This window comes from Mycolicibacterium parafortuitum (genome assembly GCF_010725485.1).
Classification (GTDB): domain Bacteria; phylum Actinomycetota; class Actinomycetes; order Mycobacteriales; family Mycobacteriaceae; genus Mycobacterium.
On record NZ_AP022598.1, the window covers coordinates 5,531,368 to 5,549,309 of the forward strand.

Annotated in this window: 17 protein-coding genes; 13 read left to right on the forward strand and 4 right to left on the reverse strand. The window is 67.4% G+C overall.

Annotated elements, in window-relative coordinates; genetic code table 11:
* Nucleotides 1-206 precede the first annotated feature (206 nt).
* From NTM_RS26110 to NTM_RS26145, 8 genes are all read left to right on the forward strand, one after another.
* Entirely contained in the window at nucleotides 207-401 is a 195-nt protein-coding gene (locus NTM_RS26110) for a ferredoxin (RefSeq protein ID WP_104863771.1), read from the forward strand.
* A gap of 137 nt (nucleotides 402-538) precedes the next feature.
* A complete protein-coding gene (locus NTM_RS26115) occupies nucleotides 539-1,405 on the forward strand; it encodes an SDR family NAD(P)-dependent oxidoreductase (RefSeq protein ID WP_104863770.1) in 867 nt (288 codons plus the stop codon).
* Nucleotides 1,406-1,424: 19 nt separating this feature from the next.
* Entirely contained in the window at nucleotides 1,425-2,672 is a 1,248-nt protein-coding gene (locus NTM_RS26120) for a cytochrome P450 (protein ID WP_163769017.1), read from the forward strand.
* 4 nt (nucleotides 2,673-2,676) lie between these two features.
* The gene (locus NTM_RS26125) at nucleotides 2,677-3,858 is read left to right on the forward strand and encodes an aromatic ring-hydroxylating oxygenase subunit alpha (protein ID WP_163769018.1); all 1,182 of its coding nucleotides are present in this window, start codon (nucleotides 2,677-2,679) and stop codon (nucleotides 3,856-3,858) included.
* 7 nt (nucleotides 3,859-3,865) lie between these two features.
* Nucleotides 3,866-4,759, forward strand: coding sequence for a hypothetical protein (locus NTM_RS26130; protein WP_163769020.1), 894 nt, complete (start codon nucleotides 3,866-3,868; stop codon nucleotides 4,757-4,759).
* Nucleotides 4,756-5,514: a Zn-ribbon domain-containing OB-fold protein gene (locus NTM_RS29075; protein ID WP_104863766.1), complete on the forward strand. Its 759-nt coding sequence runs from the start codon at nucleotides 4,756-4,758 to the stop codon at nucleotides 5,512-5,514. The genes NTM_RS26130 and NTM_RS29075 overlap by 4 nt, the downstream gene beginning before the upstream one ends.
* Nucleotides 5,511-6,677 carry a thiolase C-terminal domain-containing protein gene (locus NTM_RS26140; protein ID WP_163769022.1) on the forward strand — a complete coding sequence of 389 codons (1,167 nt, stop codon included), beginning with the start codon at nucleotides 5,511-5,513 and terminating at the stop codon, nucleotides 6,675-6,677. The genes NTM_RS29075 and NTM_RS26140 overlap by 4 nt, the downstream gene beginning before the upstream one ends.
* Before the next feature lie 33 nt (nucleotides 6,678-6,710).
* On the forward strand, nucleotides 6,711-8,231 hold the full coding sequence (locus NTM_RS26145; protein ID WP_163769024.1) for a class I adenylate-forming enzyme family protein: 1,521 nt from the start codon (nucleotides 6,711-6,713) through the stop codon (nucleotides 8,229-8,231).
* On the opposite strand, the gene NTM_RS26150 is transcribed toward NTM_RS26145, so the two are convergent.
* A complete protein-coding gene (locus NTM_RS26150; RefSeq protein ID WP_104863763.1) occupies nucleotides 8,228-8,713 on the reverse strand; it encodes a MaoC/PaaZ C-terminal domain-containing protein in 486 nt (161 codons plus the stop codon). The genes NTM_RS26145 and NTM_RS26150 overlap by 4 nt on opposite strands.
* A gap of 3 nt (nucleotides 8,714-8,716) precedes the next feature.
* A complete protein-coding gene (locus NTM_RS26155; protein WP_163769026.1) occupies nucleotides 8,717-10,165 on the reverse strand; it encodes an aldehyde dehydrogenase in 1,449 nt (482 codons plus the stop codon).
* Between the two features lie 214 nt (nucleotides 10,166-10,379).
* On the opposite strand from NTM_RS26155, the gene NTM_RS26160 reads away from it, so the two are divergent.
* A complete protein-coding gene (locus tag NTM_RS26160) occupies nucleotides 10,380-10,775 on the forward strand; it encodes a DUF6319 family protein (RefSeq protein ID WP_163769028.1) in 396 nt (131 codons plus the stop codon).
* A gap of 5 nt (nucleotides 10,776-10,780) precedes the next feature.
* On the opposite strand, the gene NTM_RS26165 is transcribed toward NTM_RS26160, so the two are convergent.
* Complete coding sequence (locus tag NTM_RS26165; protein ID WP_163769030.1) at nucleotides 10,781-11,506, reverse strand: TetR/AcrR family transcriptional regulator; 726 nt, start codon at nucleotides 11,504-11,506, stop codon at nucleotides 10,781-10,783.
* A gap of 89 nt (nucleotides 11,507-11,595) precedes the next feature.
* On the opposite strand from NTM_RS26165, the gene NTM_RS26170 reads away from it, so the two are divergent.
* The gene (locus tag NTM_RS26170; RefSeq protein WP_163769033.1) at nucleotides 11,596-12,990 is read left to right on the forward strand and encodes an NAD(P)/FAD-dependent oxidoreductase; all 1,395 of its coding nucleotides are present in this window, start codon (nucleotides 11,596-11,598) and stop codon (nucleotides 12,988-12,990) included.
* On the opposite strand, the gene NTM_RS26175 is transcribed toward NTM_RS26170, so the two are convergent.
* Nucleotides 12,925-13,455, reverse strand: a complete 531-nt coding sequence (locus NTM_RS26175) for a DUF2243 domain-containing protein (RefSeq protein WP_179964007.1) — start codon at nucleotides 13,453-13,455, stop codon at nucleotides 12,925-12,927. The two genes, NTM_RS26170 and NTM_RS26175, sit on opposite strands and share 66 nt — an antisense overlap.
* Nucleotides 13,456-13,577: 122 nt before the next feature.
* Between NTM_RS26175 and NTM_RS26180 the strand changes: the two genes are divergently transcribed.
* The 3 genes from NTM_RS26180 to NTM_RS26190 all read left to right on the forward strand — a co-directional run bounded on the left by NTM_RS26180 (nucleotide 13,578) and on the right by NTM_RS26190 (nucleotide 17,936).
* On the forward strand, nucleotides 13,578-14,213 hold the full coding sequence (locus NTM_RS26180; protein WP_232079845.1) for a TetR/AcrR family transcriptional regulator: 636 nt from the start codon (nucleotides 13,578-13,580) through the stop codon (nucleotides 14,211-14,213).
* 84 nt (nucleotides 14,214-14,297) lie between these two features.
* On the forward strand, nucleotides 14,298-16,190 hold the full coding sequence (locus NTM_RS26185) for a S9 family peptidase (protein WP_104863758.1): 1,893 nt from the start codon (nucleotides 14,298-14,300) through the stop codon (nucleotides 16,188-16,190).
* Between the two features lie 279 nt (nucleotides 16,191-16,469).
* Nucleotides 16,470-17,936 (forward strand): HNH endonuclease signature motif containing protein, encoded by a 1,467-nt coding sequence (locus NTM_RS26190; protein WP_163769035.1) that lies wholly within the window; start codon nucleotides 16,470-16,472, stop codon nucleotides 17,934-17,936.
* The last annotated feature ends 6 nt before the right edge of the window (nucleotides 17,937-17,942 follow it).

Below are 17,942 nucleotides of genomic sequence, written 5' to 3' on the forward strand. Positions count from 1 at the left end.
GTGGTCGAGCGTCATCGCATCTCCTCGATCGGGAACCACGGGGGACCTTTATCTATCACCATAAGATTTACTTCCCGGTCTCCGCAATGGCGGGCCCGGCCGGAATCGCACCGGCCGCGACGCTGGACCACCGACGGCCGGAGCCCTATAGTCCAGTTAGCCTAAAGACAGTAGGTTATTTCGCAGAATACGAGAGGTCACCCCGGATGAGGATTCGCCTGCAACGCGAGAAGTGCGCCGGCCACGCGCTGTGCTACGGAGCGGACCCCGACCTGTTCCCGATCGACGACGAGGGCTACTCGATCCTCGAGCCCCACGCCGTCGACCCCGCCGACGAGCAGACGGTGCGCGCGGGCGTCGCGGCGTGCCCCGAGCTTGCGCTGATCCTCGACGAGGACTGATCCGCCGTTGACCTCTTATACCTATTGTCGTAAGGTTTAGCGCCAGGGTGGCACGCGTCACACACACCGCCACGCCAACAGCCCGGGCACCGACGATCGGCCGCCCTGTACCTCGAACCATCCTTCAAAGGAGAAGCATGAAGCTCAAGGACAAAGTCGCGTTGATCACCGGTGCCGGTTCCGGCCTGGGCCGCCACTGCTCGCAGCTGTTCTCCGCCGAAGGCGCCAAGGTCGCCATCGTCGACATCGACACCGACCGCGCCGAGCAGACCCTCAAGCTCGTGCAGGAACAGGGCGGGGAAGCCATCGCACTGACCGCCGATGTGGCGCAGCGCGATCAGATCACCGCCGCCGTCGATGCGACGGTCAAAGAGTTCGGCAAGCTCGACATCGCTTGGGCCAACGCGGGAATCGTCTCGCGCGGCGGCGTTCCGACGGTGGCGGGCGGTGAGTTCGTCGCGTTCGAGGATTTGACCGACGCCGACTGGCAGCACGTGCTGGGTGTCAACCTGTCCGGCGTCGTCTACACGGCGCAGGCCGCTGTCCCCCACCTCAAGGCCAACGGCGGCGGCACGATTCTGGCCACCTCGTCGGCGGCTTCCTTTGTGGCCTACCACAACATCGCGATGTACTCGGCCACCAAGGCCGGCGTCAACGGCCTGGTCCGGGGCCTGAGCCTGGACCTGGGCCGCTTCGGCATCCGCGTCAACGCCATCGCCCCCACCCACGGCATGTCCCCGAACTTCCTGATGCCGCCGGGCACCCCCGTCGTCGGACAGTCGTACGAAGAGGTGGCAGGCCCGTGGAACCCCACGGTGTCTCCCATTCCGCTGAAACTGCAGCGCCCGCCGTCTCTGTCGGACAACGCGAAGGTCGCCCTGTTCCTCGTCTCCGACGACTCGGCGTACATCTCCGGCGCCACGATCGGATCCGCCGACGGCGGCACCCTGGCGCGCGTCGGTATGTGGTTCGAAGAGGACCTCAATCCCGAAGCCGTCAACTGAGGACCGCGAGGAGCACACCATGCCCACCATCGAACCGACCACCACTGGACCCGCACCCGCCGCGCTGACCGTCGACTTCGACGTCTACGACGAAGCGCTCGCCAGCCCCGTCGACGTCATGCCGGAACGAGTCGCCGAACTGGCCGCCAAGGGCCCGATCGTCTATTCGACCGCTCACGGCGGGCACTGGATCGTCACCCACTACGACGAGATCCACCAGATCCTCACCGACGCCGAGACGTTCTCCAGCTACCCGAACAACCTGGTGACACCCGCCGACTTCGGCCGCTTCATCCCGTTGGAACTGGATCCGCCGGAGCACACCGCCTACCGGCACGCGCTGCAGCCACTGTTCAGCCCGCAGCGGATGAAGAAGCTCGGCGACGACATCCGTGATCAGGTCAACGATCTCATCGACCAGTTCGCATCGAAAGGCGAGGCCGAATTCATCTCGGCCTTCGCCCACGAGCTGCCGGCCCGCGTGTTCCTGTCACTGATGGACTGGCCGGTGGCCGACGCCCCGATGTTCACCGAGGCCACCGACGCGGTCCTGTTCGGAAAGCCCGGCGGCACCAAGGAAGAGTCCGACCAGGTGATGATGATGGCCGCGATGACGGTCGCGGGCTACTTCAACAACGTCATCGCCGAGCGCCGCGCCAACCCCGGTGAGGACGCCACCTCCAAACTGATCAACACCGAGGTCGAATTCGACGACGGCAAGCGGCTGCTCAATGACGAAGAACTGTTCCGGATGTTCTTCCTGCTGTTGATGGGTGGTCTGCACACGGTGCAGGGTTCGCTGGCGTGGACCGTGTGGCACCTGTCGCGCAATCCCGACCAGCGCGCCGCGCTGATCGCCGACCCGACGCTGATCCCGAAGGCCGTCGAGGAGATCCTGCGCATCGAGGCCGCCGTGATTCCCGGCCGCCGCGCCACCCGCGACGTCGAGATCGGCGGCGTGCAGATCGCCAAGGACGACCAGTTGATCCTGATGCTGTGCGGCGCGAACCGGGATCTCACGCAGTTCGCCGATCCGCACACCCTGGACATCAACCGCCACCCGAACCGGCACCTGTCGTTCGGTGCGGGTGTTCATCGTTGTCTCGGTTCGCATCTCGGCCGGATCGAACTGACGATCGCGCTCGAGGAATTGCACCGCCGCATCCCCGACTACCGCCTGGTCGAGGGCGATCCGCCGGTGTGGCACTCCACCCAGGTGCGCGGCTGCCATCGGATGCCCATCCAGTTCACCCCGGAAGGGAAGTGATGACATGACGACGTCGTTGCCGCGGCAGGACCGGATCCGCCGCGCCATCGAGTTGTTGCGCAACGACACCACCGACAGGTTCGACGAGGTCGTCGACTTCGAGGCGCGCGAGTTCACCGATCCGGTGCTCGCACAGCAGGAGCGCGACTTCATCTTCGGCCGGGTGCCGTCGATCATCGCGCACAGCAGCGAGATCGCCAAGCCGTACGACTTCATCACCGTCACGATGCCGCGCAACAACATCATCGCGGTGCGCCAGAAGGACGGCTCGGTCAAGACGTTCGTCAACCTGTGCCGGCATCGCGGCGCGCTGCTGGAGCCGCAGGAGAAGGGCCGGTGCCGGTTCTTCTCCTGCGCCTACCACCGGTGGTCCTACGATCCCGACGGCAAGCTGCGAATGATCACGCGCGACAACACGTTCGGCGAGATCGACCGCGAGAAGTTCGGCCTCGTCGAGATTCCGTGCGAGGAGCGCCACGGCTTCATCTGGGTGGTGGACAACGCCGATGCCGAGATCGACGTCGCGTCGTGGCTCGGGCCCGAGATGGACGGGATCCTGGCCGGCTACCAGATCGACAAGCTGGTGTGCTTCCGGGCGGCGAGCTTCGAGGAACCCACCAACTGGAAGATCATGCAGGACGCGTTCCTGGACGGCTACCACATCCAGTACGCGCACCCGAACACCGCGGGCAAGGTGATCCACACCAACGTGATGGCGTTCGAGGACTTCGGCAGGCACTTCCGGTTCATCGCGCCGCGCAAGTCGATCGACCGCTGGCTTGAAGAGGATCCCGGTGACACCCCGCTGGATCCCTATGTCACCGAGACGCACTTCCTGCTGCCGAACAGCACGTTTCTGAGGCAGCCGGATCACTTCCAGCTGCTGACCTTCCGCCCGCATCCCACGAATCCGGAGCGATCGTTCATGGAGCAGCGCCTGATGGTGCCGCCGCTGGAGAAGTCCGTCATGACCGAGGAGCACTGGAACAAGCGCTGGGAGAAGAACTGGGAGATCCTGCTCGCGGTGCTGCACAACGAGGACTTCCCGCTGCTGCGCAACTCGCAGACAGGGATGGGCAGCGCCGACGCGGGCAAGATGCTGTTGGGCCGCAATGAAACCGGCAACCAGGTCTTCCGCCGCGAGACCAAGAAGCTGCTCGCCGAGGGGCGAGCGGCCGCGGAGTGACCGCGCGGTGATCAAGTACGAGTGGCGTACCGAGCTCGACCCGCAGGAGGCCGCCGAGCTGGCAGACATGCTGGCACGCGCGGCGACCTACGACGCCGAACCCGAATACAGCACAATCGACTTCGACAACGTGCAGGCGGCACTGGACAGCCGTGACCGGCAGGTCAAGCACCTGCTGATCTGGATGTTGCCGTACGCCACCGCGATGGCCGCCCCCGACGAGCCCGAGCGGATCGCCGCGCTGCTGCGCCTGGAGATCGGCGAAGACGGTGCCGCGAAGGCACATCTGGTGGTGGATCCCCGCTTCCGTTCGATCGGCATCACCACCCTGTTCGTCGAACAGGTCGGACTGGACACCGGTGCCCCCGACGGGTGGCTGGGTACCGGCGCACGGAGCATCACGGCGTGGGCCCGGGGCAACCATCCCGCCACGGGACGGCTGAGCAACCGGTTCCTGATCCCGCGTACCCGGCGGATCTGGAAACTGATCCGCGCATGCACGCCTCACCTCGTCGCGGGTTCGCCGGTCCTCGAGCCCGTCGACCCGGCGTCGGTGAACCATCTGGAGTGGACTCGTTCGCTGATCGCGACCGACGGGATCTACGCGCTCCGCCTCGGCGGGTGTGTCAGCGGACTGGTCGCACTGGACTTCGCTCCACGCACCTCGGAGGAATTCGGCGCATGCGCTACGGCCACCGAGCTGCTCAGCGCCCCCGGTGCAGATCCCGCGGACCTGCGCCGCCTGCTCGACGGCGCCGCCGCGATCGCTCATGAGCGCGGCCTGACCGGCCTGATCGTGCACGTCGACTCCGGTGACAGCCGGCTGGTCAACGCCTGCCGACTGGTCGGCTTCCAACATGACCGCACCGACGTGTGCTACCAGATAGGTGATCATTCATGACGACAAGCACCGACACATCGGTGCCCTCAGATTTGGCCAGTGTCGTTGAGGCCCATGGCAAAGCGGTTGCCGCTGGGGATCATCCCGCGGTACTGGCCGACTTCTTACCCGACCGGGTGGGTCAGTTGATCGGCTCGGCCGATGTGCCCGCATCGCTGAAAAGCGCTGACGTGCAGTCGATCACCGACGTCGGAGACGGGTTCTTCGACGCGGTGATCCGCTACACCAAGCCCGACGACGAGTGGTTCGAGTTGCGCAGCCGGTGGATCCGCGACGGCGAGGGCACGTGGCGCACGTTCAGCGTGCGCAACATCCCCGCCACTCCCCCGTGGATGGATCTCACCGGCCCGTCGCCGGACGGCCTGGACGCGCCGCACTGGGACGGGCTGCGCGACGGAAAGCTGCTGCTGCAGCGCTGTTCTTCCTGCCGCACCTGGGTGTGGTCGCCGCGGCCGATCTGCCCGATTTGCCACTGTTTCGAGATGAGCTGGGAGCCGGTCGATCCCGTCGGCACCGTGTACTCCTGGACACGCACGTGGCAGCCGTTCACCAAGGAAGCCACCGGGCACCTGCCCTACGTGGTCGTGCTGGTCGAACTGCCGGGAGCCGGCGGCCGACGGGTGCTGGGAGTGCTCGCCGACGCCGACGGCGTCACGCCGCGGATCGGGAGCAGCGTGTGTGGTGAGATCCAACAACCACCCGACGACGAGCATTGGCCACTGATGCGGTGGCATCTGGAAGGACAGGCGTCGTGATCGGATTCCGCGGCGCCACAGCTGTCGTCGGTATCGGCACCACCGAGTACTACAAGCGCGGCACCAGTCCGTTGAGCTCGGCACAGCTGGTGCTGCAGGCGATCCTGCGCGCCTGCGAGGACGCCGGCGCTGACCCACGCTCGGTCGACGGTTTCGTGTCCTACGGCGACGACGCCAACGCGGGCCTCGGGGTCGCCGCGGCGCTCGGCGTACACGAGGTGCGTTGGTCCACGCAGGTCTGGGGAGGTGGCGGTGGCGGTATCGCCGCCGCGGTCAACGCCGCGGCCGCCGCGGTCTACAGCGGACAGGCCGAGTGTGTGGCCGTCTATCGAGCGCTCAACGAGGCCGACGACGGACGTCGGGCCTTCTCCAAGGGGCACCTGGGATCGCTGTACACCGCACACGGCATCCTGACCCCGCCGCAGATCTGCGCGCTGCGCACGCAGCGTCTCCTCGAGGTCGACGGCGTCCCGGCGTCCACGATGGAGGCGATCGCGCTCGCGGGATACCACCACGCTCAGAACAATCCGGACGCCGTCGCCTACGGCAAGCCGATCGACCATGACGCCTACCAGAGTTGCCGGCCCATCTCCGATCCGCTGCGTCTCTACGACTGCTCACGGGAGAACGACGGCGCGGCGGCCATCCTGGTGGTCAGCTCCGATCGCGTCGGCGATTACAAGACCACGCCCGCGGTGATCCTCGCCGGAGCCCAAGGCGCCGCGGCAGGGTGGACCGAATCGGTCGAGAACGAGCAGAACTACACCTCGGCCGGATTCCACCCTGAGCTGGTCCAGCGCCTGTGGAACGGCGCGGGTGTCGGTCCGGACGACGTCGACGTGACCCAGGTCTACGAGAATTTCACCGGGCCCGCGGTGGCTGCAATGATCGACCATGGCCTCTGCCCGCCCGGACCCGCCGCCGGTGAGATCCTCACCGTCGAGAACCTCACGCTGCCCGGCGGCAGTCTGCCCATCAACACCTCGGGCGGCAACATCGCCGAGGGCTTCGTCCACGGCATGGGGTTGGTGCTGGAGGCGGTGCGCCAGATCCGGGGCGACTCGGCCAATCCGGTTCCCGGCGCCGATATCTCGCTGCTCATCGGTGGCCCGATGGCGCCGATCGTCAGCTCGACGATATTCGGTTCGCCGGCGACGGTCTGATTCTCACCGCATCTCTGTCTTCGAAGGAGGAACATGGCCGCCACCGTGGGGTCCGCGCTGACCTGGTGGGCACGCACCAAGGGTGACGAGCCGGCGGTGCGGGTCGTCGACGATGTGACGACCTATCGCGAGCTCGCCGCTTGGTCGAGCCGGCTGGCGCGCCGATTGGCCGATTGCGGCGTCGGGCCCGGAGACCGGGTCGGCGTGCTGTCGCCGAACGCGATCCAGTGGCCCGCGGCAGCGCTGGCGGTCATCAAGGCGGGGGCGGTACTGGTGCCGTTGAATTCCCGGCTCAAGCCCGCCGAGATCCGCAAGGTCGCCGACGATGCAGGCATCACCGTCGTGCTCGCCCACCCCGACTTCCGGGAGTCGGCCGAACGCGCGGCCGGGCTCGGGGCGCCTTTCGCGGTTCTGGGCTTCGCCGTCGTCGACAGTCTGCGTGCCGGCGACCCGGACGACTTCCACATCGACCGCGCGGCCGACGAACCGATCGCGGTGATCTTCACCAGCGGTTCCACCGGCCTGTCCAAGGGCGTGATCCTGACGACGCAGACGTTGTTGAACATCGTGCTGGAGAACACGCTGATCGAAGACGGGTTCCGGCCCGGGGCCGTCTCGTTGCTGGTGTTGCCTTTGGCTTTCACGCCGGGGCTGGTGTACGGCGTCCTGATGACGACGATCCTGGGTGGTTCGCTGATCGTCGAGCCCGAGCTGAACCCGTCCCGCGCGGTCACCTTGATCGAGAAGTACGGCGTCCAGACGGTGTTCGGCGTGCCGCTGATCTTCGAAGCCATGTCTCGCGCACCGGAGTTCGACACCGCAGACCTCAGCTCGCTGCAGACGGCGATCGTCGGCGGCGCCGCGGTGCCGGTCGACCTGCTGCACCGCTGGGCGGCCAAAGGTGTTCTGCTGCGCCAGATCTATGGGATGACAGAGGCCGGCGGGGTCGCGACCGCGACGCTGAAATCCGAAGCCCTGGAACATCCGGACTCCTGTGGCAGCGGTTCGATCTTCACCGAGGTCCGGGTGATGAACGACGACGGGACACTGGCCGGCCCCGGCGAGCTGGGCGAGATCGTCGTGCGCGGCCCGCTGGTGACCCCCGGCTACTGGAATGATCCCGCCGCGACCGCCCAGGCCATCCACGACGGCTGGTTGCACAGCGGCGATCTCGGGGTCACCGACGACGAGGGCCGCGTGAAGTTCGTCGACCGCAAGAAGGACCTGATCATCTCTGGCGGGATCAACATCTCCCCGGTCGAGCTCGAGGGCGTCATCAACACCTTGGCGGGTGTCGCGGAGGTCGCGGTGATCGCGGTCCCCGACGAGCGGTTCGGCGAGACGCCGGCGGCGATCATCACCCCGTCGGACGGCGCGTTGGACGAGGCGACGGTGGTCGCCCACTGCGAGAATCAACTCTCCGACTACAAAGTGCCGCGCTACGTGGTGCTGCGCGAATCCCCGCTGCCGCGGCTGCCCAGCGGCAAGCTCGACAAGCCGACGATCCGCGCGGAATACCGCGATCTGGCGGCGCGGTTCGACAAGGTGCGTTAGCCGTTTCGCCGTGAGACCACGATGACGCCGTCGAAACTCAGGACGACGGCGTCGTTCTGGTCGACCAGGGTGGACCGCTGCAGCAGATCCGCACGGCGCTCGCGCATCGTGATACCGGTGACCTCGACCCGTCCCGTCAGCGTCGAGCCCGGATAGACCGGCGCGGGCAGCCGCATCCGGTCCACACCCTTGCCCGCCACCAGCGCCAACCGCGGGATGAACGCGCGCGAGGCGAGGCTGGAGAACAGCGCCATCGTGTGCATGCCACTGGCGATCACCTGACCGAACGGTGAATCCGTGGCGTCGAGGTGAAGTGGCAGCGGGTCATACTTGGCGGCGAACTCGGTGATCTCGTCGAGTTCGACGCGCACGCTGCCGACATCCATCCAGTCACCGACCGCGAGATCCTCGGCGTACCAGGGGCTCTGGTCGGCGATCTCGTCCAGATTACGGCCCGCGCGGGTCGCTTCGTCCACGTTCACCGACTACTCCGGAACCGGGTCGGCCCGGTAGACGGACTTGGTGATCAGGTACGCGTCGAGGCCCTCGGGGCCGAGTTCACGACCGAGACCGCTGGATTTCACGCCGCCGAACGGCGATTGGATGTCGAGCTGATAGTGGTTCACGCCCACGGATCCGGTGTGCATCGCGCGGGCGATCTCGGTGGCCCGCGCCGGATCCTGGGACCAGACGGTGCCGGCCAGCCCGAACTCCGTGTCGTTGGCCAACCGCACCGCGTCGGCCTCGTCCTCGTAGGGGGTGATGGTGATGACCGGGCCGAAGATCTCTTCCTGTGCCAACCGGTCGTTGTTGTCGACGTCGGCGAACACCGTCGGCGCGACGAACCACCCGCGGGTCAGGTTCGCGGGCACCGATCCACCGGCGACGAGGCGGGCACCGGAGTCCCTGCCGATCTGGATGTAGTCGAGCACCCGCTCGCGCTGACGCTCGCTGACCAGCGGGCCGATCTCGGTCTTGTCGTCGAGCGGGTCCCCGACCGTCAGATTGTCGGCCAATTCGCCGATTGCCGAGACGAATTCGGCGTACCGGGACGTCGGCACCAGGATCCGGGAGCTGAGGTGACAGGTCTGCCCGTTGTTGACGAAGGACGCCGTGCGCAGACCCTCGATGGTCGCGCCGAGGTCGGCATCGTCGAGGATCACCGCAGCGCTCTTACCGCCGAGCTCCAGGGTGACCGGACGGATGAGCCGGCCACACTCGGCGCCGATCACCCGGCCGGCGTTGGTCGACCCGGTGAACGCGACCTTGTCGACGCCCGGGTGCGTGACCAGGTGTGCGCCCGCGGCGGCGTCACCGGGAACCACGTTGAGCACACCAGCGGGCAGACCGGCCTCGGCGGCCGCGTCGGCGAAAACCAGCGCGTCCAGCGCGGTTTCCGGGGATGCCTTGAGCACCACCGAACATCCCGCAGCCAGGGCCGGCGCGATCTTCATCACGGCCAGGGCCTGCGGATAGTTCCACGGAGTGATCGCGGCGACGACACCGATCGGTTCGCGTCGCACGATGGTGTGACCGATCAGGGCGGGACGCACCTCTTCGGCGTGGAACCCCTTGATCAGTTTGGCGTAGTAGTTGACGAGCACCGCCGGAAACGCACCGTTCACGGCGCGCGACAGGCTGATCGGCATGCCGTTCTCGCGGCTCACCAGCGTCGCGGTGTCCTGTCCGCGGGCCCGCAGCGCGGCGGCGAACCGCTTCAGCCCGTCGGCCCGTTCGTCCACCGAGGCGGTGCGCCACTGCGCCGCACCCTCGCCCCGGGCGGACGCCACGGCGTCGTCGATGTCGGCGATCGTCGCACTGGGTCCGTCGGCGAGCACCTCGCCCGTCGCGGCCTCGATCACCGGGACCGTCTGCCCGGCGTCGCGGAACGTCCCACCGATGAACAGCCGGCCGGTGTCGATGATCTGCGTCATAGCTTGTCACCCTTCGCGATCGGTGCCGAGGTGCGCACGGCTACCAGTAGACCAGACGCCGTCACCAGCCGACGGCCCCGCCCACGATTACCTTATCTCGTTAGGTTTAAGCCACTCCGGTGGGCGCCGGACGTTGATCCTGCAGTCGAACGTGTGTTCTACTTCGTGAGCTGTCCGCAATCGGCGGACAGGATGGAGAGGAGGCCCGACAGACATGACAGTAGACGCCCTGACGGTCGTACCGGCCGATGTGCCGGTTGAGGACACGGTGCCCGTTGACGATGCGGCGCTGGTTGACGATATGGCGAAGAAGGCTCCGGCCAAACGCTCGGCGGGCAAGAGGACCAGGACCCTCGAGCTGACGCTCACGGTCAGCGGTACCGCCGACGGCGAATGGCGCGCCGACCTCAAGCAGGGCAGCACCCACCTGGTCCGCAACCTCGCCGTCACGGCGGCCGCGGTGTCGCGGGCCGCCGCCGAACTGCACGAGGACCTCGCCACCCCGATCGACGCCGTCATCGAGGACGCCCGCGCTCAGCAGGCGGCCAAGGTCGCCGCATTGGAGACCGAACTCGAAGCCGCCCGCCGGGCGCTGGCAAACCTGGACTGAGGGCATCAGCTGACCCCATCCGGGTTCGGCCGGGTGATCCGCGGCAGTGGCACACGCTCACCGACCTCACCGGAGTCGTCGCGCAGTGCCGCGGTCGCCAAACCCTCCCGCAGCAGCCATCGCGCGAGTTCGAGCGCATCCGCGATCTCCGCGTCCGAGGCGCGCAGTCCCTCGGGTTGGTGCCGCAGCGCGATCACCCCGTTCCACGCACCCCACAGGTAGCGGGTCAGCCGCATCGCGTCCACCGGGCGGGCCTCCCCCGCCTCGATGGCAGCCTGCACGTGGGAGGCGAAGCGGGACAGCAGTTCTCCGACGCGCTCCTGAATGCGGGACTCGATCTCCGCGCTCTTGGTGGAGCCGGCGTCATTGCGCATTGCCAGGAAATCGAATGCGCCGGGGTGGTCGAGGTGGAACTGGAGGTACGCGTCGCCGCCGGCGAGGACGCGCTGAAGCGGGCCGAGTGCGGGATCCTCACTGCGGGCCATGTATTCAGCGAACAGCTGCAGGGACCGCTCCACCAGGTGCAGGTACACGTCGCGCTTGCCGCCGAAGTGGATATAGATCGAGCCGACCGAGACGTCGGCCGTCTCGGCGATCGATTCGATGCGCGCCCCGTCGTAGCCGTCGCGGGTGAAGACCACCTCGGCGGCGTCGAGGATCGCGGCGCGGGTCCGGGCGCGGCGCCGGTCGGCGCGCGGATGCCGCTGCACAGATTCGTCGCCGGTGGACATCGCCCAAGGATAGGACGCCACGATTTTCGATGTCCGTTCATTTTCTGAATCGACTTCTAAAATCGTGCGCAGGTGTCAGACTTCGCCCCATGTCCCAACACGTCGATGTCGTGATCGTCGGCAGTAGATGCGCCGGCTCGGCCGCAGCGATCGCCCTGGCGCGCCACGGCCGCACAGTCGTCGCGCTCGACAGCGCGGCATTTCCGTCCGACACCCTGTCCACCCACCTGTTCTTCCCTCCACACTGGGCCGAACTCGAACGCCTCGGCGCCCGGCACCGCGTCCTCGCGCTCGATCCGCCGCTGCACACCCGCGGCGGGCTGGGCTCGCCCGGCGTGGAGGTAGTCGGTGACTACAGCCCTTACGAAGGCATCGCCGCCGGGAGCTGCGTGCGCCGCCCGGGCCTGGATCTGGCACTTGTGGAAACCGCACGCGAGGCGGGCGCCGAGGTCCGGGAGCGGGTCAGGGTCACCGACCTGCTCACCGCGCCGTCGGGCCGCGTCACCGGCGTGCGTTTCACGGGCCGCGATGGCGGGACCGGAGAAATCCAGGCGAAGCTGGTGATCGGTGCCGACGGGCGGCGATCCACCATCGCCCGCCTCGTCGGCACCACCGAGCACCACAGCTGGCAGAACCAGCGGATGATGGCTTACGCGTATTACGAGGACACCCACCACGACCAGCGGCACGTCGCAATGCAGTGGCGCGCGGATGACGACCTGGTCACCGTATTCCCTTGCGATGGTGGGCAGTTGATCGCCCTGTTGATGCCTCCGGCGCGCAGGGCCGCCGAGTTCCGCGCAGGCGCCGAGGCCGCCTTCGACGCGACGATCGACCGCATCCCCGCGTTCGGCGCGCGGCTGCGGGGATGCACCCGGATGAGCAAGATCCGGACGTCGGTATCGCACCCGTCGTACTTTCGGCATTCGCACGGGCCGGGGTGGGCGCTGACCGGGGACGCCGGCCACTTCAAGGATCCCGTCACCGCGCAGGGAATCCGGGACGCGCTGCGATTCGGCCGACTGCTCGGAGAAGCCGCCGCGCCATATCTCGATGACCAGCCCGCGCTCGACTCGGCCTTGGCGGCATGGGAGGACGACCGCGACCGGCAGTGTCTCCCGATGTACCAGTGGGCCAACGGCCTCGGCCGCGACGACACCGTGTCACCGATCGAGGACGCCGCGTACCGATGGTTCGCAGCGCGCCCCGGGGGTCCGACGGAGATCCTGGATGTGTTCTCGCGTAAACGGCCTGCCACAGAGGTGTTCACGCCCGCGCGACTGGCGCGCTGGGTGGGAACGGCCGTCCGCGACCCGCGCGTGGACCGGCGCGCGCTGATGCGCACACTGCGCCGGGACGTCGGTCGCGAGGTCCAGCGCATCGCCGAGCGCCGGAGGTTCGAGCGCCGGCGGGCGCAGTCACGCCGTCAGTGTTTCGGCGGAGACCGTCCCGGCCATGGCGCGCACACCGCGCCGGTGAAGTAGCCAGCCGGCGGCCACCAGGAACGCGCCGAACACCAGGAATCCGATGTCCCATACCAGCGGGCCACCGAGGTCGTCGCGAACATGGTGGATCTGCAGGACGTGGTGGTCGATCACGCCCTCCACAACGTTGAAGATCCCCCAGCCCGTGAGCAGTAGGCCGATGTGGAACGACCAACTCGGCGCGAGGCGGCCACGTCGCCAGGACACCAGGGTGGTGATGGTGCCGGCCCAGACGAGAAGCCACGTCGCGGCGTGGAAGAAGCCGTCGGCGAGGACGTTGACCTCCAGGCCGGCGACGGTGTCGGTCGGATAGTCGTCGACGTGGCTGACCATGTGATGCCACTGCAGGATCTCGTGCATCACGATGCCGTCGATGAATCCACCCAGCCCGAGGCCGAGTAGCAGTCCCGGCGCAACGCTTGGCATCTTCGCGGTGACGGTGTCCTTCTCGGTCGCAGTGGTCATCGCGCTCAGGTACCCGGCGAGATCGGCGGGAAACGCGGGCCGCTGACCAGGGCCGCTTGACCGCGATGTCACTTAGTGACACTGTGGTTCTGTCACTAAGTGACAGGAGGTACGGAGGCGTCATGACGGCGATGACAGACACGGCGGACGACAAGCAGGCACAGGCGCGCCTGCGGGTGTCCCGCCATGCCTGTGAACTGTTCTGGGACAGGGGCGTCGCGGCGACCACCGGCGATGACATCGCCGCGGCGGCGGGGTTGTCGACCAGGACGATTTGGCGGTACTTCCGCTGCAAGGAAAGTTGCGTCGAACCGGTGCTGGCGCGTTCGGCGAGCCGTTTCATCGCGCTCGCCGATCGCTGGCCCGACGAGCTCTCCCTGGCCGAGCACATGGCCGCCGACATGGAGCGAAATCCGCTGACAGAACAGGAGCTCGCCGACGAGATCGCCGCCCTGCGGATCGCGACCCTGTCGACGACCGAACCGGCACTGCGGTCGGCGTACCTGATGGTGCACGACGAGATGGAGCGAGCCTTCGTGCCCGTCGTCGCCAAGCGCCTGCGACTGGCCGACGACGACCTCACCGCGCGCCTGTGTGCCGCGGCGGTCACCGCGGCGTTCCGGGTGGTCGACGAAGACGTCGGGCGCCGCGCGATCGTCGAGAAAGAGAAGATCACCCAGCAGGAGGCCCTCGCATTGGTCGACCGCGCCATACGCGAAGCCACCAACGGCCGGCTGGGTGGACCAGTCACACCGTGAGATAGCCAGCCCGACAACCGATCCCACTGTAAGTCACCTGACTTGCGGTGCGCTCAACCCTGCCCGCACCACGAAAGGACCGACATGGCATCCGATACGACACTGCCCCCGTTGATCCCGGTCGAGGATCTGTTCCGCCCGCCGACACGCGCGGCCGCGAAGATCTCTCCGGACGGCACCCGGATCGCGTTCCTGAGCCCGTCGGACGGGCGTCTCAACGTCTGGGTGGAAGACCTCGATCCCGGGTCGCCGGGCGCCCGGCGCGTCACCGACGACAGCAACCGCAGCATCCTGCACTTCGAGTGGACCGACGATCCACGATGGCTGATCTACCTGCAGGACACCAATGGTGACGAGAACTGGCACATCCACCGTGTCGATCTCGACGATCCCGACGCGCCTGCCGTCGACCTCACCCCGTTCCCGGGCGCGATGGCCTTCCCCGTACGCGAGGTCAAGCAAGGCAAGGCGCCGGTGATGCTCAACACCCGCGACATCACACTGCTGGACATCTACGAACTCGACATCGCCACCGGGGATCTCACGCTGATCGCGAAGAATCCGGGACACGTCAACAACTGGCTGTCCTCTGACGACGGACAGGTGTTCGCGACCGCGCTGGCGCCCGACGGCGCCCTCGAGCTGTCGCGGTGGGACGCCGCCGCCGAGATGCTGCACCCGATCGCGCGATTCGACGGCAGCGACTATCCCGTCGGCATCCATCCGATGGTGATCACGCCCGACGGCACCGGCGTGTGGCTCGGATCCAATCGGGGTTCCGACCGGACGCGGTTGGTACATGTCGACCTGACCACCGGCGAGGAGACCGAGGTCGACAGTCACCCGAGCTTCGACGTCGATCCGCGCGCAGGCGTCAACCCCATCGCCCCGTCGCCGTTGATCCAGGATCGCCGCACCGGTGAGTTGTTGGCCGTGCGCTATTACGGTGAGCGGCAGGAGATCCGCGCACTCGATCCCCGATTCGGTGACATCCTGGCCGAACTGCAGAAGCTGTCCGACGGAGACATCGGCATGCTCTCGTCGGACGAGGCAGGCGAACGCTGGATCGTCGGGTTCAACCACGACCGCGACCCCGGTGTGACGTACCTGTACGACCACCGCAGCGGGGAGAGCCGGTTACTGTATCGGCCACTGCCGCACCTCGATCCGGAGCACCTGGCGCCGATGCACCCGGTGACGATCACCGCGCGCGACGGTCTGGCGCTGCAGTCGTATCTGACATTGCCCCTCGGGGTGGAACCGAAGGGGCTTCCGCTCGTTCTCGTCGTGCACGGCGGTCCGTGGTTCCGCGACAGCTGGGGCTTCGACGGCCACGTCCAGTTGTTGGCCAACCGGGGTTATGCGGTGCTGCAGGTCAACTTCCGCGGCTCGACGGGGTTCGGAAAGGCGTTCCTGAAAGCGGCGATCGGCGAATTCGCCGGCAAGATGCACGACGACCTGATCGACGGGGTGCAGTGGGCTGTCGAGCAGGGGTACGCCGACCCCGACCGGGTGGCGATCCTGGGTGGGTCGTACGGCGGGTACGCCGCGCTGGTCGGGGTGACGTTCACACCCGATGTCTTCGCCGCCGCAGTGGATTACGTCGGCATCTCGAATCTGGCGAACTTCATGCGGACGCTGCCGCCGATCGCGCGGCCACAGCTGGCGAACAACTGGCACGCCTATGTCGGAGACCCCGAGGACCCCGAACAGCTCGCCGACATGATGGCCCGGTCCCCGATCACCCTGGTGGACCGAATCCGCACACCGCTGATGGTGATCCAGGGTGCCAACGATGTTCGCGTGGTCCAGGCGGAATCCGACAACCTGGTGAACGCGCTGCGGGAGCGGGGTGTCGAGGTGGACTACCTGATTCAGGCCGACGAGGGCCACGGAGCGGTGAACACGGAGAACGTCGTCGAGATGTGGGAGGCGGTATCGGGCTTCTTCGCCAAGCATCTGGGCGGACGGGCGTGACGCCTGCGGCGTGACGGGCGTCGAGTCTGAACTTGTTCGCGAGTTTCGGGCCGGATGTGCCCATCTACTTCAGACTCGGCGGAGCACTGAGATTGTCGGTGGTCGGCACAAAACGTTGAGACCGCCCCGCGCGGTGCGCCATCGGGCCACTGCGAGATCGCCAGCCGGACGTGAGGATCGGTGCTTTCATTGACAACTACCCACGCAGGCCCGGCCCAGAAGTGTCACCGATGTCCCGATGCATCACTCGGCGGACGGCCCGGATTTGTCGGTGGTCGAATGTATGTTCGAACCATGTCGAGGACGGATGTGCAGGACGCGGTCAGCGCGCTGCGCGCCGCGTTCGACACCGTGGCAGGCTGCGATCTGGAGCTACTGACCCGCGACGAACTCCTCGCCACGATGGACGAGTTGGAGAGTCTGGGTTGCCGGCTGCCCGGGCTGGGGCACCGGCTGCTGGCGCGGTTGCAGACCGAGACCACCGCCCGGGAGATGGGCGCCAAATCCTGGAAAGACGTGCTGCGGATCCGGTGGCGCATCTCGGTCACCGAAGCGAATCGGCGCCTGACCGAGGCTTGCCTGTTGGCGCCGCGCCCGTCGGTGACCGGGCCGGCGCTGCCGCCGCTGCTGCCGGCCACGGCGATCGCCCAGTCGCGCGGGTTGATCAACCCCGAGCATGTCGAGGTGATCCGCAAATCGGCGGCCAAACTCCCGTCCTGGGTGGATAGCACGACCCGGGAGCAGTTCGAGGTCGACCTGGTGCGCACCGCCGTCGGGGTCGGCCCCAAAGAACTGAAGGACGCCGCCGAGCTGATCCTGTTTCTGTTGGATCAGGACGGCCCCGAACCTGACGACACCGAACGCGCCCGCCAGCGCGGGGTGACCAAGCACAAGCAGCGTGCCGATGGGATGGTCGACGTGACCGCGACGTTGACACCGGAAGCGTGGGCGGTGCTGGAGGTGATCTTCGCCAAATACGCCGCACCCGGCATGTGCAACCCCGCCGACCCCGAACCCTGCACCTCGGGCACCCCGTCACAAGCCCAGATCGACTCTGACGATCGCAGCCTGGCCCAGCGCCAGCACGACGCGCTGATCGCCGTCGGACGCATCGCTTTGATGAGCGGCGAACTCGGCACACTCAACGGGCTACCCGTGTCGATCATCATCCGCACCACCCTGCAAGACCTCGAATCCCGCGCCGGGATCGGGGTCACCGGTGGCGGCACCAAGATGCCCATCAAAGACGTGATCCGGATGGGCGGGCATGCCAATCACTACCTGGCGGTGTTCGACAACGCCACCGGGGCGGCGCTGGATCTGTTCCGCACCAAACGCACCGCCACACCTGAACAACGGATCATGTTGATCGCCCGCGACGGCGGCTGTACGAAGCCGTGCTGCACCGTCGGCGCCTACGGCAGCCAAGTCCATCACGTGGTCACCGACTGGGCCCGCGGCGGGCTCACCAACATCGACGAACTCGGCCTGGCCTGCGGACCCGACAACCGCAGCGTCAATCCCGACGACCCGACTGCCTGGACCACCCGGATGAACACCCGCGGCGAGGTCGAGTGGATTCCACCGGAGCTTCTCGACACCGGACAGGCTCGCGTGAACACCTACCACCGCCCCGAACGACTCCTGCGCCCACCCGAGGAGCCCGAAAACGACAGCGCCGCGGCTGAACCCGACACCCCCGGCGGACCCGGCGGACCCGCACCACCCGAAGACCACGCGGCCTGACGGCCG

Excerpts from the sequence above, each read along its gene's own strand:
- NTM_RS26110 (WP_104863771.1), top strand. The coding sequence starts at position 207 with ATGAGGATTCGCCTGCAACGCGAGAAGTGCGCCGGCCACGCGCTGTGC.
- NTM_RS26115 (WP_104863770.1), top strand. The coding sequence starts at position 539 with ATGAAGCTCAAGGACAAAGTCGCGTTGATCACCGGTGCCGGTTCCGGC.
- NTM_RS26120 (WP_163769017.1), top strand. The coding sequence starts at position 1,425 with ATGCCCACCATCGAACCGACCACCACTGGACCCGCACCCGCCGCGCTG.
- NTM_RS26125 (WP_163769018.1), top strand. The coding sequence starts at position 2,677 with ATGACGACGTCGTTGCCGCGGCAGGACCGGATCCGCCGCGCCATCGAG.
- NTM_RS29075 (WP_104863766.1), top strand. The coding sequence starts at position 4,756 with ATGACGACAAGCACCGACACATCGGTGCCCTCAGATTTGGCCAGTGTC.
- NTM_RS26145 (WP_163769024.1), top strand. The coding sequence starts at position 6,711 with ATGGCCGCCACCGTGGGGTCCGCGCTGACCTGGTGGGCACGCACCAAG.
- NTM_RS26155 (WP_163769026.1), bottom strand. The coding sequence starts at position 10,165 with ATGACGCAGATCATCGACACCGGCCGGCTGTTCATCGGTGGGACGTTC.
- NTM_RS26160 (WP_163769028.1), top strand. The coding sequence starts at position 10,380 with ATGACAGTAGACGCCCTGACGGTCGTACCGGCCGATGTGCCGGTTGAG.
- NTM_RS26165 (WP_163769030.1), bottom strand. The coding sequence starts at position 11,506 with ATGTCCACCGGCGACGAATCTGTGCAGCGGCATCCGCGCGCCGACCGG.
- NTM_RS26170 (WP_163769033.1), top strand. The coding sequence starts at position 11,596 with ATGTCCCAACACGTCGATGTCGTGATCGTCGGCAGTAGATGCGCCGGC.
- NTM_RS26175 (WP_179964007.1), bottom strand. The coding sequence starts at position 13,455 with ATGACCACTGCGACCGAGAAGGACACCGTCACCGCGAAGATGCCAAGC.
- NTM_RS26180 (WP_232079845.1), top strand. The coding sequence starts at position 13,578 with ATGACGGCGATGACAGACACGGCGGACGACAAGCAGGCACAGGCGCGC.
- NTM_RS26185 (WP_104863758.1), top strand. The coding sequence starts at position 14,298 with ATGGCATCCGATACGACACTGCCCCCGTTGATCCCGGTCGAGGATCTG.
- NTM_RS26190 (WP_163769035.1), top strand. The coding sequence starts at position 16,470 with ATGTATGTTCGAACCATGTCGAGGACGGATGTGCAGGACGCGGTCAGC.